This is a genomic window from Parendozoicomonas haliclonae, assembly GCF_900174585.1.
In the GTDB taxonomy this organism is placed as follows: domain Bacteria; phylum Pseudomonadota; class Gammaproteobacteria; order Pseudomonadales; family Endozoicomonadaceae; genus Sansalvadorimonas; species Sansalvadorimonas haliclonae.
Map to the genome: position 1 here is coordinate 167,481 of NZ_FWPT01000006.1, position 26,859 is coordinate 194,339.

The following is a 26,859-nucleotide window of genomic DNA, read 5'->3' on the forward strand; positions in this document are numbered from 1 at the left end:
AGTTAGTGCAGACTGACAAGTCGAAGCAGGCGTACAAGTCTTGTGCGCCATAACAACTCTCCAGCGCCTCTCTCCCTCTCCGCCAGCACAGTGTAAATCTGGCAAAGCGCCAAAGCCTCAAACTCCTCACGCAGTTCATCCTCTGAGTACTTCAGAAAGGAATGTTCTCTGTAGCCATCAAGGCTGGCATCAATATCGGTGAAGTTGCCTGTCGAGAGCAAGGTGACGAGATCCCATACCGGTGAGTGAATGGTCGCCTGGTCAAAATCAAAAAGCTGCGGTCTTTGGCTTTTGTCGTCAGGTAGCCAGAAGTGATGAAGTAAGCAGTCACTATGGCTGATTGTTATATTCTTGAAGTATTTAAAGCGTGGGCGAAGTGTGGCATTCCAAAAATATACGGCATCCAGCAATCGTTCTTTGATCTGATGCTTGTGGGACGGTGAAAGCAGATCATCGGGAAAGCTGTTAACCAGATACGAGCTATAGGTAATGGATTCAAGCAGCGGCAATGTGTGATCTCGGTAGCGCCCAAAGCCCAGCCCGGTGATTTGTTCTTTAAGTTCTTCGTCTTTTAAAAGCTCTGCAGCCTCATTGTGAAACTCAGCCAAGGTCTTGATGATTGCGTGCTGAAGATCCTTGTCAGGTTGAAAACCAGTAAACGTATCATTGATATCACAGGGTAAATGATGGGTCTCGGTGTTATCCGGCATTAACAGAAAGCAGCAATCAAAGTCGGTGAGTAAGCCGGCAGCATAAACAGGTGCAACCGTATTTGATGCGCTTGATTGCCAGATCTGATGGAACAGAACTTCGGCATAACCCTGCTCAACCGGTCTGAGTTTTAAAACCAGACGTAAAGGTTTGGCAGTGGATGACTGAATATCAAGATAACCAAGCCAGGAGCTGTGATGGCCGGGAATGGTTTCCAGTGAACAGCTGAGGATGGTTTCAGGTAGGGCGGTTATCTGAAATTCACCCCGGAACCATTTGAGAAAGTCCGGATTCCTAAAGTTATCAAGCAGGTTCTCAAGTAGAGATGTGGCAGGCTCAGATGTAGAAAGCATCAACATGAAGTGTGATCTTGCCCCGTCCGTGAGTGATCACTTATCAGCTTAGCTCCAGAAACAATAAAGCCACCCGAAGGTGGCTTTATTGGAGGTATGAGAAGCTATCAGGCGTTACCAGTAATAATCTGGTACTTCTCCATCAGCTCTTCCTGGGTTTCGACGTTGTCCGGATCCTTTGGAATACAGTCAACCGGACACACCATCTGGCACTGTGGCTCATCGTAATGGCCTACACACTCAGTGCACAGGTTCGGGTCGATTTCGTAAATTTCTTCACCCGGAGAGATTGCACTGTTCGGGCATTCCGGTTCACAGACATCACAGTTGATGCAGTCGTCAGTGATAATAAGAGCCATGTCTATCTCTGTAACTTATCTGCTTAAAAGCCAATCAGGCTTTCTTGCCGAACTTTTTGGTCAAAGCTTCTTCAACGGCCGGGGTTACGAATTTGGAAACGTCGCCCTGCAGTGAAGCAATTTCACGTACCAGTGTTGAAGAGATGTAGGAAAACTTCTCGGACGGAGTCAGGAAGAGGCTTTCAACGTCTGGTGCCAGTACGCGGTTCATATTGGCCAGCTGGAACTCATATTCAAAGTCGGAAACTGCACGCAGACCACGCAGGATCACGCCAGCGCCAACATCACGGGCAAAGTCGGCCAGCAGATTGCTGAAACCCTGCACTTCCACATTGTCGAGATGGGAAGTGGCATCTTCGGCCATTTTGACGCGCTCTTCCAGCTCGAACAGAGGACGTTTCTTCGGGCTTTCTGCAACAGCAATAATAACCCGTTCAAACAACTGGGATGCTCGCTCGACAAGATCGCAATGCCCACGGGTAATGGGATCAAAAGTGCCCGGGTAGATAACTGTTCTCTTCAAGGCCCTGAGTTCCTCTTGTTCGCGTACAGCTGACATAAAAACCGGTAAAGCGAGCGATGCTAGCGAACCAGAGCCCGCTACACAAGACCGGAAATTTACGCCAAACCAAAACAGATGGTGGTTCTGTTACTGTTATACCGCAATTATGTGGTGGATATTACCGGAGCGCCCAGTCTTTGTTTCAGATGCGTTGCCATCCGGACTGCCTGACCATAGATCGACAGTTGCGGGTTGGCACCTATGCTGGTCGGGAAAACAGAACCGTCAATAACGGACAGGTTTTCCAGATAGTGGTGCTCGCCCAGGCTGTTAACCAATGTTCTTTCTTTGTTCTCACCCATTGGGCAGCCGCCCATCACATGGGCCGAGCCAATCAGAGTATCGTATGGCCGAAGGTTAAGTGACTCTATGGCCGTTTGTGCCTCTTTCCAGCTTTTGTAATGAGGCGCGCCGTAATGATGCGGGCGTACGGATTTGGCACCGGCGGCAAACTGGATTTCTGCCATGGACAGCAGGGCATGACGTGCGCCCTCCCAGATGTACGGCGTGATTTCATAATCCAGAACCGGAGTGCCATCGTTGCGAATCTCAACCTTGCCGCCCTGACTCTGCTCGTGGAAGCCATCCCGCAACAGCGCCAGCATGACATTGGCGTTGGGAAGGTCATCCATATCGTGAGCCAGATCCTGCCCTTTGGCCCGGAACAGAGCTGCGGCCAGTTTTGGCTGCAGTGGCGGAACTTCCAGCTTGTAACCCATGGCACCGCTGACACCATCGCGCCACAGGAACTCGTTGCTGTAGATGGTTTGTGGTGCGCCGTAGTAACCATCAACCTTCTCCGGCATGATCGCCAGAGACATGGGCACCGGATGCAGGAAAGTGCGCTTACCGGTCAGCTGATAAGGATCTGGGGCTGAAGAACGCAACAACACGGCGGGGCTGTTGATGGAACCGCCTGACAACACATAGTGTTTGGCCTTAACAAAGATCTTCTTGCCGGTGGGTTCTACACACTTGCTGTCCATCGCATGACAGACCAGCCCGGAAATGGTGTCTCCGTCATGAACCAGGTGATTGGCCCGGGCCAGGAACAGCAGTTCGGCATTTTTCTTCAGGGCTTCCGGGATCGTGGTGACCAGCATGGACTGCTTGGCATTAGTCGGACAGCCGGTTCCACAGTAACCAAGGTTCCAGCAACCTTTGGTATTGCGTGGAATCTGCTTCCATTCATGGCCCAGCTTTTCACAGCCGCGCTGGAGAACCGCGTTGTTGGGGTTGGGTGGAACCTGCCAGGTTTCCACGTTGAGCCGCTCTTCCCGGTCTTCAAACCAGCTTGCCATCTCGGCATCGGAGCAGCCTTTAACGTCAAACTCGCTTTCCCAGAAATCGAGTGTGGGTTTAGGAGTGCGGAAGCTGGAGGTCCAGTTAATTACGGTTGTGCCGCCAACGGCCCGTCCCTGAAGAATGGTGATAGCCCCATCCTTGCTCTGCCGGCCAATCGCTTCCTGGTAGAGTGTGCTGTAGGCATCCCGCTCATCCATATTGAAATCATTGGAGGACTTCAGATGACCTTCTTCCACCATCAGTACGCGCAGCCCGGCCTGGCTTAATATTTCCGCCGTGGTGCCACCTCCGGCACCGGTGCCGATGATGACCACATCGGTTTCAAAGGTTTGGTCTTCAGTAAAGCGTGAAGCGTTGTGAACCTTCCAGCCACTGGCAACACCTTCAGCAAACAGATCTTTAATTGCCATTATTCTTATCCTGCCTGTTGTCTGGATTCTGTCAGTAGTTATTCGGTTCTGTCACCAGAACCTCTGGATACAGTGGCCCTGGGTAGTGGCTTACGGAGAAGGATTCCGGCTGGCCATACCAGACCATAGACGACAGCTGTACCAGCGAGGCGTGTGCCATGCGGAACAGGAAAATCCGGCTGTTTTTCCAACGCTCCATAAAGGTCTGAGCGGTTGCCAGATCCACAGTCTCCCAGTCTTGCCAGACACCCGTCGTAAGCCCGCGTGTCAGTGGCAGCGTTGCCACATCAAGAAGCTGACGCAGAACCTTTTGCATAGCGGTAGAAAGATGGCTGCAGTGCCAGTCAAACTGAGTCAGAGCGATTTCCAGAGCTTTATCAAAACCGGCATCGGACCGTGAAAGCCCCGGTTCCTGAGTAGCCAGCAATACAGCTTTGACGAATGGAATATCGTCAGGGGTAAAAAACTGGAAACCACTGGCGCTGTTGGCTACGGCCTGACCAGTAAAGGTGAATGCTGTAGAGGTTGTAGCGAGGATGGCACCACCGATTAACCCTGTACGCAGGAATGTGCGTCTGTCCAAGTTAATCGTGTTGTTCTCATCGGCGGTGTAGTGATCTTTCATTATTATTTTCCCGTCACACCGTTTGACAAATAGGGTGAAACTTTTGGACTAGGTTACTTTGGCAAAGCACAAAAAAAAATAGCAGGGCTGAATTGACGCGATTTTGCGTCCTTTCTGCCCTGCTATTTATCAGCGTTGTTAATTTAGCTGATCAGCGAACAAACATCTTGAAGATCATTTTGCCCAGTGCACCGCCGTAAGGAGGGTACATGAACTTGGCAGCATTGAACTTGCCTTTGCTCAGAGTGCCCTTAGCTTTGGAGAAGGTCAGGAAGCCTTCATGGCCATGGTAATGACCCATGCCGGAAGGACCAACACCGCCGAACGGCATATCATCAACAGCCACGTGCAGCAGTGTTTCATTGACGCAGACACCACCAGAGTGGGTTTGCTCCAGAACGCGACGCTGGCAGTCTTGCTCATGGCTGAATAGATACAGAGCCAGCGGACGAGGACGGTCGTTTACATAGTCCAGGGCTTCGTTCAGATTGTCGTAAGGAATCACGGGCATAACCGGGCCGAAAATCTCTTCCTGCATAACCCGCAGATCATCGGACGCATCGGTAATGATATGCAGCGGCATACGACGGCTGCCGTCATTGATATCGCTCTCACCAATCACGTGAACACCGGCGCCGGCTTCTTTCGCTTCCGTCACCAGACTTTGCAGACGCTGGTGCATGCGCTCATTAACAATGCTGGTGTAGTCGGCATTGTTGTTCAGCTTGGGATACATGGTATTGAAAACCTTGCGGTAGGTTTCAATAAACGCATCCTGTTTGCTGCGCGGGCAGAGAATGTAATCCGGGGCAACGCAGGTCTGGCCGGCGTTAAAGGATTTACCAAAGCAGATCCGCTCAACAGCCTCGGTCAGATCAACATCATCACTGATGATGGCCGGAGACTTGCCACCCAGTTCGAGGGTGACCGGCGTGAGGTTTTCTGCTGCAGCGCGCATAACGATACGACCAACCTGAGTTGAGCCGGTAAACAGCAGATGGTCAAAAGGCAGCTTGCTGAATTCGGTGGCAACATCCACTTCACCGGTAACAACCGAGATCAGCTCTTCGGAGAAGTGATCTTCCATCAGCTTGGCGAACAGCTCGGCAGTCTTGGGGGTGAACTCGGACATCTTCACCATTACCCGGTTACCGGCTGCAAGCGCGCCAACCATTGGCAACACTGCCAGCTGAACCGGATAGTTCCAAGGTACCATAATGCCCACAACGCCCAGAGGCTGATAGTTCACAACCGCTTTGGCAGGCTGAAGATGCTGACCCACATGGCGCTTGCTGGGCTTCATCCACTTTTTCAGTTTTTTGCAGGTGTAGTTGATGTCCTGTGCGATAGGCATCAGCTCACCAAGAAGAGTCTCATCCCGGGAACGGCCGGCGAAATCTTCGCTGATGGCATCGATGATGGCATCCTGATTGTCCAGCAAGACAGTCTTTAAACGCTGCAGGTTCTGGATACGTTCCTCGCGGGAAGGCATGGGCGCAGAGCGGAAGGCGCGCTTCTGGCGATCAAACATCGCACGCAGCTGCTCCTTGGTGGAGGTTTCCGCCATGGTGACTGTGGCCGTGCCACTTGCCTTAACATCAGTCGCTTCAACTTCAATCGTTGCTGTCATCACTTTCTCCGCTTCAGCCTGCCTGTTATGAGGCCTTTCTTATTAATATTGTTAGGAACTTAGAGGGGCAAGGGGTAAATGTAAATGGCCTTTATGGCCAACTGACGGCCGAAATGACCGTTCAGCACCATCCTGGGAAATTTATTTGGCCTGCTCCTGTAAAAAAACGGGGGATACGCTGTTCCAGCCAGTATTCATTGCGCAGGCCGTTACGACCAATAAAGCCAACATGCCCGCCACCCTGTGTCAGTTCCAGGGTTGTTGATGCGCTAAGTTCTGAAGTTTCCGGAACCGAATGAGGATAGAGGAACGGATCGTCGGCCGACTGCAGGATCAAAGTGGGTGTGTCGATGGTCGATAGCCAGTTTCGGGAGCTGCACCGTGAATAGTAATCTTCTGCGCTTTGGAAACCATGCAGTGGCGCTGTGACATGATCATCGTAATCGTGGAAGGTGGACAGCTTATCCAGGGTCCCCAACTGCTCAAGCGTGTTCAAACGGTCTGACCAGCCCTGCATGCGGAAGTGCTGCTTTTTGGCTTCAATGTAAGCCACCATATCTTTCAGGAAACGATCACGGTAAACCTTTGAGAAGCCTTCATTAATACGCAGCGAGCACTGGTCCAGTTCAAAAGGTACAGACACGGCCACCGCAGCACTCAGTTGGCTATCCTCACCTTCTTCACCGAGATACTTGAGCAGGACATTCCCCCCAAGAGAATAACCTGTGGCCATCAGCTGTCGTGCAGGCCAACGTTGCTTAAGAGACTGGATAACCAGTTTAAGATCACTGCTGATACCTGAGTGATAACCGGTGGTCAGATCGTTCGGCTCACCGCCACAGCCCCGAAAATTCATGGCCACGCTGGGCATGCCCTGCAGGGCCAGAGCAGTCTGCAGGCCAATAATATATTTGGATTGTGAGCAGCCGGTCAGGCCATGAAGCAGAATGATTAAAGGCTTATCCGGAGCGTCCGGGCCATACCAATCGAGATTAATAAAGTCGCCATCCGGAAGTATCAGTCTTTCCCTTTGCCGGTCTGGCAGTGGCTGATTACGAAACAGGGGAGACCAGATGGTCTGCAGGTGAGCACCACGCAACCACAGGGCCGGGGAAAAGGTTTTGTCCGAGGCGAAGGTTGTGGCTGCGGGTTTGTTCATGAACCGTCCGGGTGTCGTATTTGTTTATTCTTCCTGAGCGGCTTTGCTGGCTTTGAAAAGACGACAGCTTACCTGACCTGCGCTTTTCTCTTTCCACAGCTGCCAGTGCTTGGGAACATCCGGCATGCCCAGTGTGACTTCTGACTCAATATAAACCAGAGCGTTGTCGCTCAGATAGCCGTTAGCCTGCAGCTTTTCACAAACCGGGGCAACCATACCTTTATGAAAGGGTGGATCCAGAAAGATCAGGTTGTAGGGCTGGGCCGGTTTCTGTTCAAGCCACTTGAGTGCATCGGTGTTCACAACCTCACCGGAGGAGCATTTCAGCGTGGCCAGATTTTCCTTTAACAGCTTGGCGGCGACAGGTGAGTACTCAAGAAAGGTGGCCTGACTGGCACCGCGGGACAGACACTCCAGTCCGATAGCGCCGGTACCGGCAAAACCATCCAGACAGCGTGCGCCTGCCACCCAGCCAGTCAGCCAGTTGAACAGGGTTTCACGAATACGGTCTGGCGTTGGTCGCAGGCCTTCGAGGTTGGCAACAGGCAGTTGCCGGCTTCGCCATTCGCCACCAATAATGCGTAGCTTCCCTGCGCCGGTATGTTTACCGGATGAAGGCTGCTGGCTGGAACGTTGGGGATGTGAAGGTCTGCGGCGTGGAGGCATGGAGAATCAGCGAAAACAGGAAAAATCCCATTTTATCACAGCCACACCCAAGGATAAGGCCGAAGCATCATTAACATTAATGATGAGCCGTTTTCGGCAGTAACTTGTTCAGCAGCGGCTTCATAGTGGTGCCCTGAATCAGCAGCGTCCAGAGAATCACGGCCAGCGTCATATTGAAAATCAGTCCGCGTTGAGGGAAGTCTGCCGGCAGTGAAAGCACCAAAGCCATAGGGACTGCGCCCCGCAGTCCTCCCCAGAACATAATGACCTGATACTTTGAGCTGATATATTTTTTCTTGCGGCTGAACTGACGTACACCAAGGTTATAACCCGGTACCAGCAGATAGATAACAATCAGTCGTGCCAGCAGCACAGCGACTATGGCAATCAGCAATGAGCCTGCGGATGGAGTGACTTCCCCCCGGAGCAGTAGTTCTTCTTTCAAGCCCAAAAGCAGGAATACATAGGTGTTGGCCAGGAAAGTGGCATAGGACCACCAACGATGGGCAAACAGCAGTGTGCGCATGCCCAGCCGGGTACGGGCGTAGTAACCACACACCAGTCCGGAGGCCACACAGGACATCACACCAGAAAGGCCGCAGTAATGATCCGCCAGCACAAAGCTGCCCCAGGCCGCTGCAACGGAAAGGGTAATCTGCACATTGCGATCATTGGGTTGGAGGCTGGCGATCCAGGAGGTAACCAGTCCGACCAGAGCACCCACCAGGATTCCGCCAAAGAAGATCAGAATAAAATCCCAGATGGCATCAAGAACCGTTGTGTTGGTGATAATGGGAATAGCGATCAGCCCCATCATCACCTGAAACATCACAATCGCCGTAGCATCGTTAAACAGGCTTTCACCATCCATCAAAACAGACAGCCGCTCAGGCGCATTCAGTTCTTTAAACAGTGCGATAACGGCTACCGGGTCGGTGGCGGATATCAGGGCACCAAAAACCAACGCCGGCATCAGTACTAGAGGCGTCAGCCAGCTCACCAGCCCACCCACGATAAAGGTGGATATCAACAGCCCGACAACCGCCAGAATCATGATGGGAACCAGGTTGCGTTTCAGCAGACGGATATCGATGGAAAGACTGGCCTCATAAACCAGAGGCGGGAGCAGCACATAAAGAATCAGGTCATGGCTTAGGGTAATATGGTTACGAATTGCAGACACTTCAAAGGAACTTGAGGGCGCAATGTAATCGGCCAGCACACCGATTACCAACCCGGCAATGACCAGCCCGATCGTATAGGGGAATCGGTAATGCTGCAGAGCCATGGTGGCAATGGAAGCCAATAGCAACATTGCGCACAGCGTCATAACGGGGGGCGCTATGGAACCCAGCTCAACAAGTGGCAGAGGAAGGGTTGCCTTTCCCCAGACCAGTGCAGGTATTGAGGCAGAAAATACAAACAGCAACAGCGAGCATGCAGCAACTACAGCTCGGGATTTTAATGTGTCCTTCATGCCATCAAACAGCTACAGGCAGCTATCAAACCATTGCGCAATGATGGCTCAAGGTTAGTTCAGTAATTTCAAAGTTCACGATTTCCTGCTGCGAAGTGTTTGTGTTGCAGCTTCCCGCAAATATTTCTGTTGTTTTCTCTCATATCACGGGTTTCCGGCTGTCAGTACTGTCGTATGGTGTTAATATTGCGGGCTTATTAACCCCGCATTCTCGCTGGGATTCCGGAATTAGCGAATACGATGTTTGGTTCCAAAAAAGACGATAAACAGGGTGGCGCAAAGCGCAAATTCTGGCCCTGGGGACGTAAATCCGAAGAGGTTACCCCGAACGTAACAGAAGCACCTGCTGAAGCCGCTGTTGATACTGCTGAAGTGCCGGTAGCCGAACCAGTGGTTGCAGAACAGCCGGCTGTGGTTGAAAAGGCAGTAGAAGAGGTTGTCGTTGAACAGCCGGTCGAAACAGCAGAAATCACTGTTGAGCCAGCTCAGGAACAACTCACACAGGAACAGCCAGCGGCAGAACCTGTTGTTGAAGCAGAGCAGCCTGTTGCCGTTGAAGCGGTTGTTGAAACCGTGGCAGAGCCGGTTGCTCCACAGGTTGTAGCGCCTGCTGTTCAGCCTGAGCCGGTGAGAGAAGAGCCGGCTCCTGAGGCCAAGGCTGAGAGCTCAGGTGGTTTCTTTGCCCGGATGAAGTCCGGTCTCTCCAAAACTCGCGCGTCTCTGGTCGAGGGCGTCACCACGCTCTTTATCGGTAAGAAAGAGATCGATGATGATCTGCTGGAAGAGCTGGAAACCCAGCTGCTGGTTTCCGATGTCGGTATGGAAGCAACCCGCCGGATCATCGATGGCCTGACCAAGCGTGTGGCCTACAAAGAGCTGGATGATGCGGATGCGCTGGTTAACGCGCTGAAGGATGAACTCAGCAAGATTCTTGAGCCGGCAGACAAACCTCTGGTTATCGATACCAGCAAGAAGCCTTACGTAATTCTGGTTGTTGGCGTTAACGGTGTTGGCAAGACCACCACTATCGGCAAGATGGCCCGCCAGTTTCAGATGGAAGGCAAGAAAGTCATGCTGGCAGCCGGTGATACCTTCCGAGCGGCAGCCGTTGAGCAGCTGCAGGTGTGGGGTGAGCGCAACAATATTCCGGTTATTGCCCAGCATACCGGCGCCGACAGTGCATCGGTTCTGTTTGATGCTTTGCAGGCCGCCAAGGCTCGTGACGCAGATATCCTGATTGCCGATACCGCAGGTCGTCTCCATAACAAAGACAACCTGATGGAAGAGCTGAAAAAGGTTAAGCGGGTTCTGGGCAAGATTGATCCGGAAGCGCCGCACGAAGTACTGCTGGTTGTGGATGCCGGTACCGGTCAGAACGCTCTGAACCAGGCGCGTCTGTTTGATGAGGCTGTTGGCCTGACCGGTATGGCGTTAACCAAGCTGGACGGAACCGCCAAAGGTGGTGTGACCTTTGCTCTGTCGCAACAGATGCAATTGCCAATCCGCTTCCTGGGTGTAGGCGAACAAATTACAGACCTGCGGCCATTCAACGCCAAAGAGTTTGTTGATGCCTTGTTTGCTGACCTGGACGTGTAAGCAGGACTAAGGCATTGGGCAGGGAGTAGCCGATGATTATTTTCGAGAATGTCAGCAAGCGTTTCCCCAACGGTCATGTTGGTCTGGAAAATATCAATCTGCATATGGCCCGGGGGGAAATGGCTTTCCTGACCGGGCACTCCGGTGCCGGAAAAAGTACCCTTCTGAAGCTGATTATGCTGATGGATCGTCCCAGCAATGGTCAGGTTCAGGTGGGTGGCTATCGGCTATCCCAACTGCGACGCGGACAGATTCCAGCCCTGCGTCGTAATATTGGTGTCGTCTTTCAGGATCACCAGCTGCTTTTTGATCGTTCTGTTTTCGACAATGTTGCCATTCCATTGATGGTGGCGGGCTTTGATTTTGACGACATTGGTCGTCGGGTGCGGGCAGCTCTGGATATGGTTGGTCTGCTTGATCGAGAAAAACTGAATCCACTTTCTCTTTCCGGAGGTGAACGTCAGCGTGTGGGTATTGCCCGTGCTCTGGTTAATCGCCCGGCTGTTTTGCTGGCGGACGAACCGACCGGTAACCTCGACCCTGATCTCTCTGCCGATATTATGAAGCGCTTTGAGCACTTCAATCAGGCCGGTGTAACGGTTTTGATCGCGACTCACGATCTGGATCTGGTGCAGCGTATGGGTCACCGGACTATTCGACTGGAGCGTGGACGTCTGGTCACTGCCGGAGCAACCACCGGGGAGGCGGTCGAGTGAGTCAGGACAGAACAGGACCTCGCCGTAACGAGATGGGCCGGGAAGGCAAGAAGAGTGCTGTAACAACCTGGCGTAAGACACCACATGTTGATGCGGCAGCAGCCAGAACATCCTCAAAGAGTCAGGGTAAAAAAGCCGAGGCTCCTCGCAAGGGCGCAGCCAAGAACGGCAAGGTTTCAGAGGCCGGACGCTGGTCCAATCTTTGGCGTCTTCACCGGCAGTTTGGGCGTGAGTCTCTGCAACGTTTGCTGGCGACTCCGGCGGCGAGCTTAATGACCGTGCTGGTATTGGGAATTGCACTGGCACTGCCCGCTGCACTGTCTCTGACTCTGGAGAACCTCAAGACAGTTGCGGGCAACAGCAATGTCACCAGTGCCCGCATCTCTCTGTACCTGGAAAATCAGGTCAGTGAGAAGGACGCACGACGTATGCGTGAAGATTTGCTGAAGGATTCCGGGATTGCGGCGGCTGTTTATATTTCACCGACTCAGGGGCTGGCGGAATTTGAAAAGTATTCCGGCCTGGGTGATGCCTTACGGCTGCTCGACAGCAACCCTTTGCCGGGGGTGATAGAAGTTGAAGCCAGTGACTCTTCCCCTCTTGCGGTAAGCAATCTTCAAAACCGGCTTAAGCGTGTGGATGGCGTTGCAGAGTTGCGTGTAGACAGTGAGTGGCTGAAAAAGCTGAATGCCATTGTCACCCTGGGTGACCGTATTCTGACCGGACTCTCTGTACTGATCTGTTTGGCCGTCCTGTTGGTGGTCGGCAACACCATTCGTTTGCTGGTTGTAAATCGCCGGGATGAAATCCGGGTGATCAAGCTGGTGGGTGGCTCTGATGGCTTTGTGTTACTGCCGTTTCTCTACAGTGGTTTTTGGTACGGCCTTGCCGGTGGCGTGCTGTGCTGGTTGATTGTGGCCTGCCTGTGGCTTGCGGTATCGGGTCCAGCTTCTGATCTGGCAACGCTTTATCAGAGTACGTTCAGACCCGAATTCCCCGGTTTGAATATGACCCTGCTGCTCATTGGCGGTGGTGCGTTTATGGGCGTGAGTGGCGCTCTTCTCTCCAGCTGGCGGCAGCTGCGGGATATTGACCCCTGAAGTCTGATCTGTCCGTGGGCCAGCCTGCGGACACGCCTTGTTTTTATTCTTTCTGACAAGACGTTACACAGTGTTTCCGTTTTTGAAGGAACCGCAGGCCTTTCTTTGAGTCTTTGCTGTATCTATTCCGATTTGTGGAGTTGGGTACAGTGAGCAAGCCATATCAGACAGCCTTTCAAGCACTCGTTCTTTCCGGGGCCATCAGTGCCCTGTGTCTTACCTCTTTTGTAAACGCCGAATCCCTTGAGGATGCTCCCGATGAGGGGCCAAGCCTTGGGACCATATTTGATGACTTTGCTGAGAGTGTCAGCTACGGCGCAAACTACGCCTATGAAGAGGCTGGTAACCGTTTTGTATATGGGGAAAATCCCCATGCCAAGGAAGAAGCGATTGTTGTGAGCGAGGAGGCTTTGGTTCCTTTTGAGGCTGCGCTCTGTTACATCGGTCACTGGCATACTGCGAACGAATTACGCAACCGTGAGGATATGAAGTTTCTGGGGCACAGAATCGCACATGTTGAATCCGGATTGGGCAAGCCTCTTATCATGCTGGCTGATGGAGATATGCAGTCCCTTGGGCTGGAAGTCACCGGTAATGCCGGAAGCAACAGCCAGCAGTTTCGTCAGTCTGATGGTGACGCACAAAAGATCGGCTCCTGGTGCTTTGGTTACACCAGTTACAAGCAGGACGGGATCTTTGATCAGCTGAAGGCTCTGGGCTGGCTGAATGACTCCAGGCGTATTACCTGGATTGAGGATGGCGACAAGGTCTTCCGTCACAGTGGCTCTGGACTGGTGATCGCATCTCACCCCGAAGGTCACAGAAAGGCGGCACAGTGGGTTGAAAGTGCTGAGCTGGCTGCGAAGGAAACCATCTACTTGCTGGATAAAAAAGGTTCCATTGGTCGGATCAGCCCATCTGATCTGGGCAACTATGCCGAGAAAGGGCTCGGGACGCTGGAGCTGGTAGACCCAACAACCATTCAGGCGGATTACTATTACAAAGTCTTCAGTATGATGCGCTATGCCTCGATGAAAGGCTTTCTGGCGACGGCTGCTTTGGGAACCGCAGCAGCTTATACGTTCTCGGTAGGTGCCACCGGCGCGCTGGCTGTGGGTGGCGTTGTAGGTCTTGCCGCACCGGTGGTTGCGCCTTATGTGCTTCCAGAGCAGGCTCTTCAGGATCTGGGGCCCATTGAGTTGCCATTGGCAACGATTCAGGCACTGGCCGGTTTGGGCGCTCAGGGGCTGGGTAAAGCTGCGCAGTTGACCGGTAAGGTACTTTCAGGAATTGGACATTCTATAACTCCGGCGAATGAACAACAGATCAGTTTTGCCAGTAGCTATGTTGGTGCTGCGATCTTGTTTGGTACGCCGCTGGTCCTCAAGGGATTGAATTTTGTAACGGTGGGCTATGCCGGTGCTGCGATTAAACTGCTGGTTGGTGGTGGTGTTTTTGCGACAGGTGCAATGGGTGCCTGGGCTTTGCGGAATAATATAAATCTGCTGACGGTAACGGATTGGTCAATGATCGGAAAGATAGGCGTAATAGCGAACGTCTTGAGTCAGGGCAGCCAGCAAACTACGAACAGTAACAGGTAATAACAGGCTCAAAAGCCCATCATTTGTTACACTGTGAATGAAAGAGAATGAGATAAAAAATTTCTTTTCAGGAACTTTTTTATCTATTCAGTGTCTCTGAAAAATAGTGATAGACTATACGCCGAATAAGTATATGGAGTCCTTTAATGGCAACCAGTCTGCAACCGGTTGATGCGCTGACACCAGGCCAGAATCTTGAGGCCTACATTCAAACTGTCAGCAGTATTGCTGTGTTGTCTGTTGATCAGGAAAAAGAGCTCGCCGAGCGTCTTTACTTCGACAACGATCTTGAAGCGGCCCGCCAGCTGGTTATGTCCCATCTGCGCTTTGTCGTTCATATCGCCAAAAGCTATTCCGGCTATGGTCTCCCTCAGGCTGATCTTATCCAGGAAGGTAACGTCGGGCTTATGAAAGCCGTGCGTCGTTTTAATCCTGAGATGGGTGTGCGTCTGGTGTCTTTTGCTGTGCACTGGATCAAGGCCGAGATTCACGAATTTATTCTGCGTAACTGGCGTATCGTTAAGATCGCCACGACCAAGTCCCAACGTAAACTGTTCTTCAATCTGCGTTCCAGTAAAAAGCGTCTCGGCTGGCTGAACCAGGAAGAGACCAACGCTGTTGCCAAGGATCTTGGTGTTGAACCGCATGTCGTACAGGAAATGGAAAGCCGTATGGCTGGCCAGGACACGGCCTTTGACGGTTATGCCGATGATGACGACAGTAGTTATCAGGCTCCTGCCCAATATCTCGAAGATCGTGCTGCCGATCCATCCATGATGGTTGAAGATGCCGACTGGGATCAGGACTCTACCTCCCGCCTGCAGTCCGCTCTGGAAGGGCTGGATGAACGCAGTCAGGATATTCTCAAAAGCCGCTGGCTGGATGAAGAAGGCAAGGCCACTCTGCACGAGCTGGCAGCGAAATATAATGTTTCTGCTGAGCGTATCCGTCAGTTGGAAAAAAACGCTCTGAAAAAACTCAAGGGTGTGCTCGCCGCCTGAACTTCATCAGGTGAGTGTTAAGGAGGCTGCTGATGCAGCCTTTTTTATTGCTCTGTTCATTTCCACGCACACCTGCTTCCCGGTTATATAAGCACAGCGGTCTATTCTTTTTTCTGTACTTGGAGAAAAGAGACATGATTTGATGGACCACACAATCGCTGGCTCAGCTGGTAAACGAGTCTCGCTGGAAAAAACAATGAACCCTGCCGGTGTGCTGGCACTGGCTATTGGCTCCATTATTGGTTGGGGTTGCTTTATTCTTCCTGGCAGCATGCTGCAAACCGCTGGTCCATTGGGCGCCGCAACGGCCATCCTCCTGGGTGGATTGGTGATGCTGATAATCGGCAAGAGTTATGGGCATATGATTGCCAGACTTCCCGTTTCCGGCGGGGAGTTTGCCTATGCGTACCACGGCTTTGGCCGTAATCATGCCTTTGCCTGTGGCTGGTTTCTGGCTTTAGGTTACGTCAGCATTATCCCCTTGAATGCCACAGCGCTTACGCTTCTTGTTCAGTTTATTGCACCGGACTTACTGAATTGGGGTTACCTCTATAGCATTGCCAATGACGATATCTATCTTGGTGAGCTGGCCATGGCAGGCGGCGCTATCTTGCTGTTTGGCATTCTGAACTTTGTGGGTTCAAAGCTGGTATCACAAACGCAAACCTATATGGTGGCTTTGCTGGTGATTGCAGTGGTTATTATTGCGGCGGGAGCCGCAACATCAGAACAGGCTTCGATCGGCCATCTTGAACCTGTATTTGCTCAGGATACGGCACCCTGGGCCGGCATCTTGAAGGTGCTGGCGATTGCTCCCTTTCTGTTTGTTGGCTTTGATACGATCCCTCAGTCAGCAGAGGAATATAAGTTCTCCCCTTCATTGGCAAGCAAACTGATAGCCTGGTCCATTGTGATTGGCACCCTGATCTATGTGGCCGTTCTGCTGGAGACAGGCGTTGTGATTCCATGGCCGGAGCTGGTTTCCGAAGAGCGCAGCTGGTACACAGGTTTTGCTTTGGAGGCCGCTGTCGGTAAGGCGGGGATTGTCTTTCTGGCTGTAGCTATCTGTATGGGAATCTGTACCGGGATCAATGGCTTTATGGTGGCAACCAGCCGCCTGCTGTTTTCCATGGGGCGGGCTAAAGTGCTTCCAGACTGGTTTACCCGGGTGAAAGGAGAGCATCGGGTTCCCCGTCATGCCATTGTGTTCTCGGTTGTTCTGGCTTTGGTGGCTCCGCTGTTTGGCCGCAACGTTATTATTTGGGTTGTGGATATGGCCGCGCTGGGAACTGCTTTTGGTTATATGTATACCTGCTTCAGTGCCTGGAAGGATGGTCGAAAGCCAGTCGCACTGTTTGGAGGGCTGCTGTCGTTGGGAATATTGTTGCTGCTAACCCTACCTGGAAGCCCCGGTTTTATGTCGGAAGAGAGCTGGTGGGCCTGCCTTGTCTGGGTAGTGCTTGGCACTGTCTTTTATCTTGGAGAGCGTAAGAAGCTGGCGAGTATTCCAAAGCAGGAAATGGATTATCTGATTCTTGATCAGGAGAGCTGATTTCTTTGCCAACAGCAGGAAGGCTGGTGATCGCTGGCCTTCCTGCCCGTTTCTTTGCGAGAAGTGAGTTAACTAATGGCTTTAAAGGCTTCTCTGGCCGCGTCTGGTGTAATGCGCTTTTCCGGGTCAAACCTCACCATTGCTTCCACTGTGCTGACCAGCCTTTTAGCTTTCTCATCCTCCGCGAATGCTGCTTTGAGCTCTAGTTTAATATCTTTGCCGTGGCTGTAGGTTCTGGTCCATGACTGATCAATGATGCCGCAATCCATTAAGGCATCAATCATCGATCGCCCTGCGCCATACATATCTGAGGCGTAACTCTGCTCCTGTCCTGCCAGTGTCTCCGGCGCCGCGTACTTGGCTGAGCCTGCGGAATCAGAGGGAAACCCTTCACCGCAGTCTACGGCTTCGCCAAAATCAATCAGGCAAATATCCTGGGAGTCGGGTCGTATCAGCAGGTTGGCGGGTTTTAAATCCCTGTGAAGAACCTCTCGAGTCTGAAAATAGCCAAGAGTATCTGCTATCTGTGCGCCCCAGTTCGCAAGAACATGCATTTGCTCCGGTTCAGGAATGCCTTTGGCAACATTACTCATCGTGTTACCGGCAAACTCCATAATCAAAACGACTTCTGTTTCATCCTGATAATCCCGAACTTCAAAGCCTTGAACCGTCACGATGTTGGGATGCTCAAGAATGCTCAACAGTTTGTATTCATCTGCATCCGATTGAATGATGAGAGGAATATTTTTGTTACCAAGGGGAATGGCACGGGAGCGTTCGACCCATTGCTCTCCATCAGGGGTTTGCCATAGGGAAACAGTGAGTTCACCGGCCTTGATGTCAATAATCTCTGCTCCTCCATCATCGCCATCATCGTGAACAGATGTGTCCAGATCATCTTCATCGTTAACACTTTCCTCGAGCTCTATAAACTGAGCCTGGGCTGTGTCAGGTATCTCCCCTTCAGACTGCCGAATGGTATAGGGCTGTGGAAGGAGGGCTTCATCGCTGTCATCCCAATCGAATTCATCGTCTGAAATATCGCTGGATTGCCGGGAGCCGGTGAAGTAACCCTCGGAGGAGATACTTCCAGAGCTGATGGAACGCTTATAGATACTGGAGTCTGTTGAGTATTCAGAGTCGGAGGATTGAACGCTGTCAGTAGAAGATTGGCGACTGGTGGAAACTCTATAGCCTTTTAATGAGCCTTCACGTCCGGTACGTGAATTTGTTCTGGTTTTACTGCGAGACCTGCCAGTATGGACAGGTCTGTTAGGGCTGGAGCCGGTTGCGCCTGAAGAATCCATTCTTATGTACGCCCATTGTTGTGCATGCTGTGGTGCCGATTTGCTCAGTATAGCTGTGCAGTTGGCCGCTATGGCGAGTCATGCAGGCTCTTCTCAACCAGTTCCAGAATGGCCTGGCTGTTCTTGAAGGGATTAATGCTACGCATGAAATCCTGAATGGTCTCTTCCCCTTCGGAGATCAGGCGCTCTCTGATTTTTTCTGTTTTGGGCTGTGGCATAACCAGCATACCTGCGAGTTCCAGCCAGCCCATGGGCTCACTTTTTATCGAAAGCAGATGTTTAGGGGGGCGGTAGCGAGCGCTTCTCAGAATAATCCGGACTTCATAGCTTTCGCCCTTTTTTCGTATAAGAAGATTGACGGTGTTCTGGTTTCGATCCTTTTTTTTCCAGGTGCGAATAAGTTGCCCGGCCTGACCTGCTATCGCCTCTGTGTCCTCCCCCGCCAGAAGCACAACGGCTGCAGGAAAGTGAAGAACCGAGAGGGATACGCCATGGTCTTCGGTATAACGGATCATTTCCTGCTGTTCATCGTCCAGGGCGACAGAGGCTAGATAGATGGGAAGAGGCTTCTCTTGCTCGTTTCCGGAATAATAAGCCTGATAATGATGGTGGCCGGGAATGGAGCAGCCCGTCCAGAAATAACAGGAGTTGGACGCAAAAGTGTACTCGGGCGCTTGTGAAACAAAATCCAGCCCATCTTCCACATTCTGCTGGTCAGCTCTCATCCGGCTGTGTTCATGGGGAATCAGTACCAAATGATTTTTTAGCATGGGGAATGGACTTTCCTGAAGAAAGTATTTCTGGTCGTTCAGTGTGAAGTCATAAGCACGCAGGTTGGGCTTTTTCTCTGATTCAATATTGTGATCACAGATCTTGCACTGGCTGGCAAGTGTTTCCCGATAACGGGGCAGCTTGGGCATATAGTTGCCGCGCAACGGATTTATCTGTATGCGCCAGGGCAGGTTGTATTCGGCAAGCCAGAAGCTATTGGTCTCAACCTTGTGGCGGTCTTTGGAAAGGTAGCCGTTTGTTGTATTCAGCCTGTGCAGATGTTCAACCACTGTCGCAATGGGTGATGCGGCTCCGGCTGCCGATGCAATGACCTTTAGCTTTTCAGAGACGGTGGCCTGGCTGTCTTTAACATGTAGAACCGAAGACTGATCGCTGGCAACGGGCGGCTTAAAACCACCCCATGACCATGAAGCTCCGAGCAACAGCAACGAAAAAATAATGAACAGGCATAGTGGCTGTTTCTCTGCCCGGTTCAACATGATGATTTCCCGCGCTGCTGGATCTGCGGGAGTATAGATGCCAGAAATCTCTGGCACCGATTATTGGTTATTACAGATCGAGGCCCTTAAGGATGTCGTTAAGAGCTTCCTGTCCGCGGGCGTAGCGCTGTTCCGGGGTTGAACGCTGATCCCAGCCTTCGTAGACAAGGTCTTCCTGAGGCAGCTCATCGAGGAAGCGACTTGGTGTGGTATCCAGGTTTTCACCGTACTGGCGACGCGTTGCAGCCAGCGTCATAACCAGCCGTTCACGAGCCCGGGTGATGCCTACGTAAGTCAGGCGGCGCTCTTCCTCTATATTGTCTTCCTCAATGCTGGTGCGATGAGGCAGCAGGTCTTCTTCCATGCCCACCATAAAGACATTGGGATATTCCAGCCCTTTGGACGCGTGCAGAGTGAGCATCTGTACACGATCATCATCTTCTTCCTCTTCCTGGCGTTCCATCATATCCCGCAGGATCAGTCGGGTGATGGCATCTTCCAGAGAGGCTTCTTCATCAGCACGTTCCAGGGTGCTCTGGATGGAATTGACCAGAAAGTTGATGTTGCCCATGCGCTTTTCAGCGACCACATCGCTCTTGGTCTGCTGATAGATCCAGCTTTCGTAATCACTTTCGGCAACCAGCTGGTGAACAGCTTTCATCGGATCATGTTCACTGTTGCGGGAGAGCGTATCCATCCAGCGGGTGAAGCTGCGCAGCTTTTCCACATAGCGCATCTCCATCACCTCTTCGAGGGCTGCATCATGGCAGGCTGAATAGAGGCTGACATGGTGCTCGTTGGCGTAGGTGCCCAGCTTTTCCAGAGTGGTGGCGCCGATCTCACGACGGGGCACGTTTACAATACGCAGGAAGGCGTTGTCATCATCCGGGTTCACCAGCAGCCGCAGGTAAGCCATCATGTCTTTGACTTCTGCGCGGGAGAAAAACGACTGACCGCCGCTGAGCTTGTAGGGGATCTGGTGTTCCTGCAGCTTCATTTCCAGAAGACGCGACTGAAAATTACCACGATACAGGATGGCGTAATCCCGCCAGTGGGTATCGTGTCTCAGTCGGTGAGTCAGAATCTCTGTAGCCACCCGTTCGGCTTCACTGTCTTCATTGCGGGTGCGGATTACGCGAATTTCGTCGCCTTCACCCATCTGGCTCCACAGGCTTTTTTCAAACACGTGCGGGTTGTTGGCAATCAGTACGTTGGCAGCGCGAAGGATACGGCTGGTGGAACGGTAGTTCTGTTCCAGCTTAACCAGTTTTAATGCCGGGTAGTCTTCATTCAGTTGAATCAGGTTTTCCGGTCGCGCGCCACGCCAGGCGTAGATTGACTGGTCATCGTCGCCTACCACCGTGAACTTGGCGCGGGTACCAACCAGCTGTTTCACCAACAGATACTGACTGGAGTTGGTGTCCTGGTACTCATCCACAAGCATGTAGTGAATTTTTTCCTGCCAGCGGGCCAGCACATCAGGATGGTCGCGGAACATCTGTACCGGCAGCAGAATCAGGTCATCGAAATCGACGGCATTGTAGGCTTTCAGTGTACGCATATACGCGCTGTAAACGTTAGCTGCCAGCAGATCCTGCTCATTGCGCACACGGTCCATGGCCTGCTGCGGGGAGACCAGATCATTTTTCCAGTTGGAGATGGTGTGCTGCACAACATCAATGCTGTCTTCTCCATCAGTCAGATGCTTGTGCATCAGTTCCGCCAGCAAAGCGCGGGCATCCTGCTGATCAAAGATAGAGAATCCGGGTTTAAAGCCCAGTGTCTTGTATTCCTTGCGGATAATGTTCATCCCAAGGTTGTGGAAGGTGGAAACCGTCAACCCACGCGCACCAGGGCCTTCAATCAATTTACCAACCCGCTCCTTCATTTCCCGTGCGGCTTTGTTGGTGAAGGTTACGGCAACAATGTTGCGACCTTTCAGCCCGCATTCACGAATCAGGTAGGCAATTTTCTGGGTAATAACGCTGGTCTTGCCACTTCCCGCGCCAGCCAGAACGAGAAGGGGGCCAGAGACATATTTTACCGCTTCTTCCTGGCGCTCATTCAGTCGGGCCACAGTCGGGAAATCTCCAAAACAGTTAAACCAGCATTGTAAGGGTTCAGGGGCTTTCGCTGAAAGTGAGTGTTTCTATCGACCAGAAAATAGAACACGCACATTCGTGAGTGTCTGCTATTTTTTCGCTCAATCTTTTCATGGTAATCCTGCTCCATAAATTATGAGACTGAAAAAAACGCCTGAAATACCTGTGGGTTATACCCGGACTCAGGCCAACGAATATTCGCGTATTCGTCTTCAGGTTCTTATCAGCGTATTTCTTTGTTATTCCGCCTATTACCTCGTCAGAAAAGACTTTGTCCTGGTCGTTCCGGACTTGGCCGCCGAAGGGTGGAGTAAGCAATATCTTGGGCTGGTCATGGCCGTTATGACGGTTTCATACGGTCTTAGTAACTTATTTATGGGCTTTCTGGCAGACAAAGTCAGCATCAGACGACTCATGCCTGTTTGTTTGGTGGTTTCCGCCTGCGCTTCGCTGGGATTGGTTTGGGTGACGGCAACCAGCTGCTCGCTGATCCTGATTCTGATTTTAATGTTTATAAATGGCTGGATGCAGGGCGTTGGCTGGCCATCCAGTGCCAAGGCCATCGCGCACTGGTTTCAGAAAGAGGAGCGTGGCAGGGCAACCAGCTTCTGGAACCTGTCGAACAATCTCGGTGCGGGGTTGCTGGGGCCTTTGGCCATTCTGGCTGTCGCTGTTTGCTCCTGGTGGCAGTGCAAACTGCTCTTCCCTGCTGTACTGGCTCTGACGACGGCTTTTGTCTGCTGGCGCTGGATTCGTGATCGTCCTGAAGACTGTGGTCTTCCGCCTTTGCAGGACACTCAAGAAGCTAATCACACTGAACATGAAGAAGAGGCCGACAAAGCGGAAAGCGGGCTGCGAGGATTTGTAGCGTGTTGTTTGAAACTCCCGGAATTGTGGTTGCTGGCCATCCTGAATGTGTGTGTCTATTTCATCCGCTTTGGGGTTATAGACTGGGTTCCCCTCTACATGATCGAGAAGTGCGGCGTCAGCTTTGAGATTGCCAGCTGGGCGTTCACCACCTTTGAATTTGCCGCAATACCGGGAACACTGCTGTGTGGTTATGTCTCGGATAAATTATTCAAAGGTCGTCGTGTTCCGGTCAATCTGCTGAATATGTCGCTGGTGCTGCTGGCGCTTCTGGGCTATTGGCAGTGTTCAGATGAACACTGGATCGTGCCTATTCTGATGCTGGGCATTATCGGTTTTCTGATTTACGGCTGTGTCGTGCTGTTGCATGTGCACATTATCGATATTGCACCGAGACGCTACGTTGCTGCCTGCGTTGGTTTTTGTGGGTTGTTTGGCTATTTGTTTGGAGCTTCAGGGGCGAATCTGGTGCTGGGTGGAGTGATAGACAGCTGGGGATGGGATGGTGGTTTCCAGCTGATTACCTCTATCGGGATTGTGGCTGTGTTGATCTTACTGCTGCTGTGGCAGATGGATAACAACCGTATTCGGCCGGATGAACAGCCGGTAGATAAAGGCAAGACAGAGCCATCGTTAAACAATGGCCCTGTTGCAGAACGTGTTATACAGGTTTGAGCTTAGACAAACTTGAGGCGGTAGCCAGCACGAACGATATAAGAGCTTTCCTGGTCGAAGTCGGCCGCAGTCAGCGGGTTCGCTTCCAGCCAGCCTTCAGGGAAGGTAAAGGTGATATAAGGCCCGTCCAGCTCGAATACAAAACTCAGGGTCTTGTCACGTTTGGAGCGGCTTAGCAGCGTAGCCAGACGCAACAGGATCATCAGCTTCAGCAGCTTCTGACACTCTTCCCGTGGTAGCTGGAAAAGAGACTGCAGAGGAAGAGAGCGGCGATGACCTCGCACCAGCATGGAGAGGTTCTGTTGCTGTCGCTTGGTGAAACCCAGCAGGTCAGCATTTCTCAGAATATAGGCACCATGACGGTGGGATTGGGTATGGGAAATATCCATGCCCACGTCCTGCACCATGGCCGCACTGCGTACCAGGTCGCAATCATCATCACTCAGGAACCATTCAGGCTGGGCAGTTTCCAGTAGGATGTTGAGATTCTTAAGGACTCTGTCGCTGAATTTGGTGTTGACGTGATAACGCTTCTGCATAGCCAGAAGGGTACGCTGACGCACATCTTCATGGTTTTTTCGTCCGGCCATATCGTAAAGCAGGCCTTCACGAAGCGCGCCGTCGGAGAAGCCCATTTTTTCAATTTTAAGGCTGTCGAACAGGGCGCACAGGATGGCTAGACCACCCGGGAATATATTGATACGTTCCGGCTTCAGGCCCGGGAAGTTGATGCGGCTGATCTTCTTAAAGCGCAACAGCTCTTCTTTCAGGCTCAGCAGCCCTTCACGGGTAATGGCATCCTCACCGCGTTGGGCAAGAATGGAGGAAATCGACTTGATCGAACCGGATGAGCCGGTGACATGATTCCAGCCCAGATTACGGAAGGCTTGCTCGATGTGAAGCAGCTCAAGACGCGCGCCATAGTAGGCTTCATCAAACTGTTTGGCTGTTACCAGACCGTCCTTGAAATACTTCTGGGACCAAGTGACGCAGCCCATATGAAGGCTTTCCAGCAGCAGCGGCTCAAAGCGCTCACCAATAATAAATTCGGTGGAACCACCGCCAATATCGACAACCAGCTGCTTGCCGCTGTCGTCGGATTGGGTATGGGCAACACCCAGATAAATAAGACGGGCTTCTTCCCGGCCGGCAATAATATCGACGGGATGACCGAGAACCTTTTCGGCCCTGCGAACAAATTCCTGGCTGTTACGCGCTTTTCGTAGAGCGTTAGTTCCAACAACTTTGATGCGGTTGGCAGGCATATCGGCGCAGTATTGTGCCAGTTTGCGCAGGCAGGACAGCCCACGTTCCATGGCTTCTTCGGTCAGGTTGTCGTCCTGATCAAGACCGGCGGCCAGTTGTACTTTTTCACCAATGCGCTCCACAGGGCGGAGTTCGCCATGGTCCAGACGGGCCACGATAAGGTGGAAACTATTGGAACCAAGATCGATAGCAGCGATCAGAGGTGAGTCATCGACCCGTTCAGAATGCGTCAGGCTCATGGCCAGTTACTGTCCTCTTTCTCCTTAAGTCCCTAGCATACCAGAGGGGCTGCACACTGTTGAGATTATCTGGCTGTCGGGAGAGTTAGGGGAGCATAAGATCGGTTTGTCATTGATCTGCCTCAGAAGGATGTAAAAAAGGTGGGGTTTATCCCTTTAATATCACAATGCTATGATTGCTCCCTTGCCGTATAACCCGAATGCAACGTGAGGAACACATTCCATGAGCGAGATCGTCAACGTCACGGATGCCAGTTTTGAAGACGAAGTGCTGAAGTCCGACACCCCAGTGCTGGTTGATTACTGGGCTGAATGGTGTGGTCCCTGCAAAATGATTGCCCCGGTTCTTGATGAAATTTCCCGGGACTACGCGGATCGCCTGAAGGTCTGCAAGCTCAACATCGATGAAAACGAAGCTACCGCACCTAAGTACAATGTACGTGGTATCCCAACTCTGATGTTGTTCAAAAATGGTAATGTAGAGGCCACCAAGGTTGGTGCTCTGTCCAAGTCTCAGCTGACCGCTTTCCTGGACAGCAATCTGTAAGACTGTTTGTTCCGGACATTTGTTGCACTGATTTATGATGTTCTGTGTCGACATGTGTCCGGAAATAACAGTTTTATCCCGTCATTTGTGGTGATTTTGCAAAAAAATAAATAATGCTCAAAGCAGGACAATTTTTTCTTGCTTTCCTGTTGTCTTCCGTACTATTTTGTCAGGACTGATGCTGGACGCTTCAGTTTTACAGTGATAGATTTACAAGAAACCGCCTCACTCCGTAGCTTCTTTTTTTAAATATCTTTGGGCTTCGGTCGTGAAACAGCAACGCCAGATTTCTCGAAAGTCGTCATTCAATACCCTGTGACTTAAATCGAGGGAAGCTGTCGGTGTGCAGCGGACAGGTTTACAGGCTAGTATTACCTTACAAGTTATAAAACGAATTCAAGCCTGAAGTTCCCAGCGAAAGCCACAGAATATTTCCTTTCAGAAAGTAACCCACACGGCCAGTTATGCATCTTACCGAGCTTAAGAAAAAGAGTGTTCCGGAGCTCCTGAAAATCGCGGAAGAAATTGGGTTAGATAACCTTGCCCGTTCTCGTAAGCAGGATGTTATTTTTACCATTCTCAAGCGCCATGCCCGTAGCGGTGAAGATATCTACGGTGATGGTGTTCTGGAAATCCTCCAGGATGGTTTCGGATTCCTTCGCTCCTCTGACAGCTCCTACCTCGCTGGTCCAGACGATATTTATGTATCACCAAGCCAGATTCGCCGATTTAACCTGCGTACCGGTGATACCATCTCCGGCAAAATCAGACCGCCAAAAGAAGGCGAACGTTATTTTGCCCTGCTGAAAGTTAACGAAATCAACTTTGACCAGCCTGAAAACGCCCGTAATAAAATTCTCTTTGAAAACCTTACCCCATTGTTTCCTCAGCAGCGTCTGGTTATGGAAATGGGTAACGGTGCCACTGAAGATTTAACCGGCCGTATCATTGATCTGGTTGCTCCAATTGGTAAAGGTCAGCGTGGTCTGATCGTTTCCCCGCCAAAAGCGGGTAAGACCCTGATGCTGCAGAATATTGCTGCCAACATCACCCGTAACAATCCGGAATGTCATCTGATCGTTCTGCTGATCGACGAACGTCCGGAAGAAGTAACAGAGATGTCCCGCTCTGTGCGCGGTGAAGTTGTGGCTTCCACCTTCGACGAACCACCTGCCCGTCACGTACAGGTTGCGGAAATGGTTCTGGAAAAGGCCAAGCGTCTGGTTGAACACAAGAAAGATGTAGTGATCCTGCTGGATTCCATCACCCGTCTGGCTCGTGCCTACAACACCGTTATTCCTTCCTCCGGTAAGGTTCTGACCGGTGGTGTGGATGCACACGCCCTGGAACGTCCAAAGCGTTTCTTCGGTGCGGCCCGTAACATTGAAGAAGGCGGCAGCCTGACCATCCTGGCAACCGCTCTGGTTGATACCGGTTCCAAGATGGATGAAGTTATCTTCGAGGAATTCAAGGGCACCGGTAACATGGAACTGCACCTTGATCGTCGTATCGCTGAAAAGCGTGTGTTCCCGGCCATGAATATCAACAAGTCCGGTACCCGTCGTGAAGATCTTCTGACTACTGAAGAAGAACTGCAGCGCATGTGGATTCTGCGCAAGCTGCTGCATCCTATGGATGAAATCGCAGCAGTTGAATTCCTGTTGGATCGTATGAAGCATACCAAGACCAACAATGAATTCTTCCAGTCTATGAAGCGTAAATAAGCGTTTTATGGAAATTAAAAAAGCCCTGATTTTTTCAG

Annotated in this window: 22 protein-coding genes; 9 read left to right on the top strand and 13 right to left on the bottom strand. The window is 51.6% G+C overall.

Annotation, left to right across the window (positions count from 1 at the left end; all coding sequences use genetic code 11):
- Positions 1 to 2: 2 nt before the first annotated feature.
- The 9 genes from EHSB41UT_RS14015 to EHSB41UT_RS14055 all read right to left on the bottom strand — a co-directional run bounded on the left by EHSB41UT_RS14015 (position 3) and on the right by EHSB41UT_RS14055 (position 9,257).
- On the bottom strand, positions 3 to 1,070 hold the full coding sequence (locus EHSB41UT_RS14015; protein ID WP_087110899.1) for a hypothetical protein: 1,068 nt from the start codon (positions 1,068 to 1,070) through the stop codon (positions 3 to 5).
- Between the two features lie 101 nt (positions 1,071 to 1,171).
- Positions 1,172 to 1,423 carry a YfhL family 4Fe-4S dicluster ferredoxin gene (locus tag EHSB41UT_RS14020; protein ID WP_087110901.1) on the bottom strand — a complete coding sequence of 84 codons (252 nt, stop codon included), beginning with the start codon at positions 1,421 to 1,423 and terminating at the stop codon, positions 1,172 to 1,174.
- Positions 1,424 to 1,457: 34 nt separating this feature from the next.
- Positions 1,458 to 1,982, bottom strand: a complete 525-nt coding sequence (gene coaD / locus EHSB41UT_RS14025) for a pantetheine-phosphate adenylyltransferase (protein ID WP_087110903.1) — start codon at positions 1,980 to 1,982, stop codon at positions 1,458 to 1,460.
- A 107-nt stretch (positions 1,983 to 2,089) separates the two neighbouring features.
- Positions 2,090 to 3,700, bottom strand: a complete 1,611-nt coding sequence (locus EHSB41UT_RS14030) for a GMC family oxidoreductase (RefSeq protein WP_087110905.1) — start codon at positions 3,698 to 3,700, stop codon at positions 2,090 to 2,092.
- Positions 3,701 to 3,731: 31 nt separating this feature from the next.
- Complete coding sequence (locus tag EHSB41UT_RS14035; RefSeq protein WP_087110907.1) at positions 3,732 to 4,325, bottom strand: hypothetical protein; 594 nt, start codon at positions 4,323 to 4,325, stop codon at positions 3,732 to 3,734.
- 151 nt (positions 4,326 to 4,476) lie between these two features.
- Positions 4,477 to 5,955 (bottom strand): coniferyl aldehyde dehydrogenase, encoded by a 1,479-nt coding sequence (locus EHSB41UT_RS14040; protein WP_242667314.1) that lies wholly within the window; start codon positions 5,953 to 5,955, stop codon positions 4,477 to 4,479.
- A 121-nt stretch (positions 5,956 to 6,076) separates the two neighbouring features.
- The gene (locus EHSB41UT_RS14045; RefSeq protein ID WP_087110909.1) at positions 6,077 to 7,114 is read right to left on the bottom strand and encodes a hydrolase; all 1,038 of its coding nucleotides are present in this window, start codon (positions 7,112 to 7,114) and stop codon (positions 6,077 to 6,079) included.
- 24 nt (positions 7,115 to 7,138) lie between these two features.
- Positions 7,139 to 7,780 (bottom strand): 16S rRNA (guanine(966)-N(2))-methyltransferase RsmD, encoded by a 642-nt coding sequence (rsmD, locus tag EHSB41UT_RS14050; RefSeq protein ID WP_087110911.1) that lies wholly within the window; start codon positions 7,778 to 7,780, stop codon positions 7,139 to 7,141.
- Positions 7,781 to 7,856: 76 nt separating this feature from the next.
- Positions 7,857 to 9,257 (bottom strand): cation:proton antiporter, encoded by a 1,401-nt coding sequence (locus EHSB41UT_RS14055; RefSeq protein ID WP_087110912.1) that lies wholly within the window; start codon positions 9,255 to 9,257, stop codon positions 7,857 to 7,859.
- A gap of 240 nt (positions 9,258 to 9,497) precedes the next feature.
- Here EHSB41UT_RS14055 and ftsY point away from each other — a divergent pair, with 240 nt between their 5' ends.
- The 6 genes from ftsY (at position 9,498) to EHSB41UT_RS14085 (ending at position 16,823) form a co-directional block, all read left to right on the top strand.
- Positions 9,498 to 10,853 carry a signal recognition particle-docking protein FtsY gene (ftsY, locus tag EHSB41UT_RS14060; protein WP_087110914.1) on the top strand — a complete coding sequence of 452 codons (1,356 nt, stop codon included), beginning with the start codon at positions 9,498 to 9,500 and terminating at the stop codon, positions 10,851 to 10,853.
- 32 nt (positions 10,854 to 10,885) lie between these two features.
- Positions 10,886 to 11,569 (top strand): cell division ATP-binding protein FtsE, encoded by a 684-nt coding sequence (gene ftsE / locus EHSB41UT_RS14065; RefSeq protein WP_087110916.1) that lies wholly within the window; start codon positions 10,886 to 10,888, stop codon positions 11,567 to 11,569.
- A complete protein-coding gene (gene ftsX, locus EHSB41UT_RS14070; RefSeq protein WP_133060519.1) occupies positions 11,566 to 12,669 on the top strand; it encodes a permease-like cell division protein FtsX in 1,104 nt (367 codons plus the stop codon). Before ftsE ends, ftsX begins: the two co-directional genes overlap by 4 nt.
- Positions 12,670 to 12,818: 149 nt before the next feature.
- A complete protein-coding gene (locus EHSB41UT_RS14075) occupies positions 12,819 to 14,270 on the top strand; it encodes a hypothetical protein (protein ID WP_133060520.1) in 1,452 nt (483 codons plus the stop codon).
- A 146-nt stretch (positions 14,271 to 14,416) separates the two neighbouring features.
- Entirely contained in the window at positions 14,417 to 15,271 is an 855-nt protein-coding gene (rpoH, locus tag EHSB41UT_RS14080) for an RNA polymerase sigma factor RpoH (protein ID WP_087110923.1), read from the top strand.
- Between the two features lie 142 nt (positions 15,272 to 15,413).
- Positions 15,414 to 16,823 (top strand): APC family permease, encoded by a 1,410-nt coding sequence (locus EHSB41UT_RS14085; RefSeq protein ID WP_087110925.1) that lies wholly within the window; start codon positions 15,414 to 15,416, stop codon positions 16,821 to 16,823.
- Positions 16,824 to 16,891: 68 nt separating this feature from the next.
- Here the strand turns inward: EHSB41UT_RS14085 and EHSB41UT_RS14090 are convergent, their stop codons facing one another.
- The 3 genes from EHSB41UT_RS14090 to rep all read right to left on the bottom strand — a co-directional run bounded on the left by EHSB41UT_RS14090 (position 16,892) and on the right by rep (position 21,478).
- Complete coding sequence (locus EHSB41UT_RS14090; protein ID WP_087110927.1) at positions 16,892 to 18,130, bottom strand: protein kinase domain-containing protein; 1,239 nt, start codon at positions 18,128 to 18,130, stop codon at positions 16,892 to 16,894.
- Positions 18,131 to 18,198: 68 nt separating this feature from the next.
- Positions 18,199 to 19,401 (bottom strand): DUF4922 domain-containing protein, encoded by a 1,203-nt coding sequence (locus EHSB41UT_RS14095; protein ID WP_133060521.1) that lies wholly within the window; start codon positions 19,399 to 19,401, stop codon positions 18,199 to 18,201.
- Between the two features lie 70 nt (positions 19,402 to 19,471).
- Positions 19,472 to 21,478 (bottom strand): DNA helicase Rep, encoded by a 2,007-nt coding sequence (rep, locus tag EHSB41UT_RS14100; protein ID WP_087110931.1) that lies wholly within the window; start codon positions 21,476 to 21,478, stop codon positions 19,472 to 19,474.
- 160 nt (positions 21,479 to 21,638) lie between these two features.
- Here rep and EHSB41UT_RS14105 point away from each other — a divergent pair, with 160 nt between their 5' ends.
- Positions 21,639 to 23,045, top strand: a complete 1,407-nt coding sequence (locus EHSB41UT_RS14105; protein WP_087110933.1) for an MFS transporter — start codon at positions 21,639 to 21,641, stop codon at positions 23,043 to 23,045.
- Positions 23,046 to 23,047: 2 nt separating this feature from the next.
- On the opposite strand, the gene ppx is transcribed toward EHSB41UT_RS14105, so the two are convergent.
- On the bottom strand, positions 23,048 to 24,550 hold the full coding sequence (gene ppx, locus EHSB41UT_RS14110; RefSeq protein ID WP_087110935.1) for an exopolyphosphatase: 1,503 nt from the start codon (positions 24,548 to 24,550) through the stop codon (positions 23,048 to 23,050).
- A 223-nt stretch (positions 24,551 to 24,773) separates the two neighbouring features.
- Between ppx and trxA the strand changes: the two genes are divergently transcribed.
- Both trxA and rho read left to right on the top strand, forming a co-directional pair.
- On the top strand, positions 24,774 to 25,097 hold the full coding sequence (trxA, locus tag EHSB41UT_RS14115; protein WP_087110937.1) for a thioredoxin TrxA: 324 nt from the start codon (positions 24,774 to 24,776) through the stop codon (positions 25,095 to 25,097).
- A 464-nt stretch (positions 25,098 to 25,561) separates the two neighbouring features.
- Positions 25,562 to 26,821, top strand: a complete 1,260-nt coding sequence (gene rho / locus EHSB41UT_RS14120; RefSeq protein ID WP_087110939.1) for a transcription termination factor Rho — start codon at positions 25,562 to 25,564, stop codon at positions 26,819 to 26,821.
- The last annotated feature ends 38 nt before the right edge of the window (positions 26,822 to 26,859 follow it).

Excerpts from the sequence above, each read along its gene's own strand:
- EHSB41UT_RS14015 (WP_087110899.1), bottom strand. The coding sequence starts at position 1,070 with ATGTTGATGCTTTCTACATCTGAGCCTGCCACATCTCTACTTGAGAAC.
- EHSB41UT_RS14020 (WP_087110901.1), bottom strand. The coding sequence starts at position 1,423 with ATGGCTCTTATTATCACTGACGACTGCATCAACTGTGATGTCTGTGAA.
- coaD (WP_087110903.1), bottom strand. The coding sequence starts at position 1,982 with ATGTCAGCTGTACGCGAACAAGAGGAACTCAGGGCCTTGAAGAGAACA.
- EHSB41UT_RS14030 (WP_087110905.1), bottom strand. The coding sequence starts at position 3,700 with ATGGCAATTAAAGATCTGTTTGCTGAAGGTGTTGCCAGTGGCTGGAAG.
- EHSB41UT_RS14035 (WP_087110907.1), bottom strand. The coding sequence starts at position 4,325 with ATGAAAGATCACTACACCGCCGATGAGAACAACACGATTAACTTGGAC.
- EHSB41UT_RS14040 (WP_242667314.1), bottom strand. The coding sequence starts at position 5,955 with ATGACAGCAACGATTGAAGTTGAAGCGACTGATGTTAAGGCAAGTGGC.
- EHSB41UT_RS14045 (WP_087110909.1), bottom strand. The coding sequence starts at position 7,114 with ATGAACAAACCCGCAGCCACAACCTTCGCCTCGGACAAAACCTTTTCC.
- rsmD (WP_087110911.1), bottom strand. The coding sequence starts at position 7,780 with ATGCCTCCACGCCGCAGACCTTCACATCCCCAACGTTCCAGCCAGCAG.
- EHSB41UT_RS14055 (WP_087110912.1), bottom strand. The coding sequence starts at position 9,257 with ATGAAGGACACATTAAAATCCCGAGCTGTAGTTGCTGCATGCTCGCTG.
- ftsY (WP_087110914.1), top strand. The coding sequence starts at position 9,498 with ATGTTTGGTTCCAAAAAAGACGATAAACAGGGTGGCGCAAAGCGCAAA.
- ftsE (WP_087110916.1), top strand. The coding sequence starts at position 10,886 with ATGATTATTTTCGAGAATGTCAGCAAGCGTTTCCCCAACGGTCATGTT.
- rpoH (WP_087110923.1), top strand. The coding sequence starts at position 14,417 with ATGGCAACCAGTCTGCAACCGGTTGATGCGCTGACACCAGGCCAGAAT.
- EHSB41UT_RS14085 (WP_087110925.1), top strand. The coding sequence starts at position 15,414 with ATGGACCACACAATCGCTGGCTCAGCTGGTAAACGAGTCTCGCTGGAA.
- EHSB41UT_RS14090 (WP_087110927.1), bottom strand. The coding sequence starts at position 18,130 with ATGGATTCTTCAGGCGCAACCGGCTCCAGCCCTAACAGACCTGTCCAT.
- EHSB41UT_RS14095 (WP_133060521.1), bottom strand. The coding sequence starts at position 19,401 with ATGTTGAACCGGGCAGAGAAACAGCCACTATGCCTGTTCATTATTTTT.
- EHSB41UT_RS14105 (WP_087110933.1), top strand. The coding sequence starts at position 21,639 with ATGAGACTGAAAAAAACGCCTGAAATACCTGTGGGTTATACCCGGACT.
- ppx (WP_087110935.1), bottom strand. The coding sequence starts at position 24,550 with ATGAGCCTGACGCATTCTGAACGGGTCGATGACTCACCTCTGATCGCT.
- trxA (WP_087110937.1), top strand. The coding sequence starts at position 24,774 with ATGAGCGAGATCGTCAACGTCACGGATGCCAGTTTTGAAGACGAAGTG.
- rho (WP_087110939.1), top strand. The coding sequence starts at position 25,562 with ATGCATCTTACCGAGCTTAAGAAAAAGAGTGTTCCGGAGCTCCTGAAA.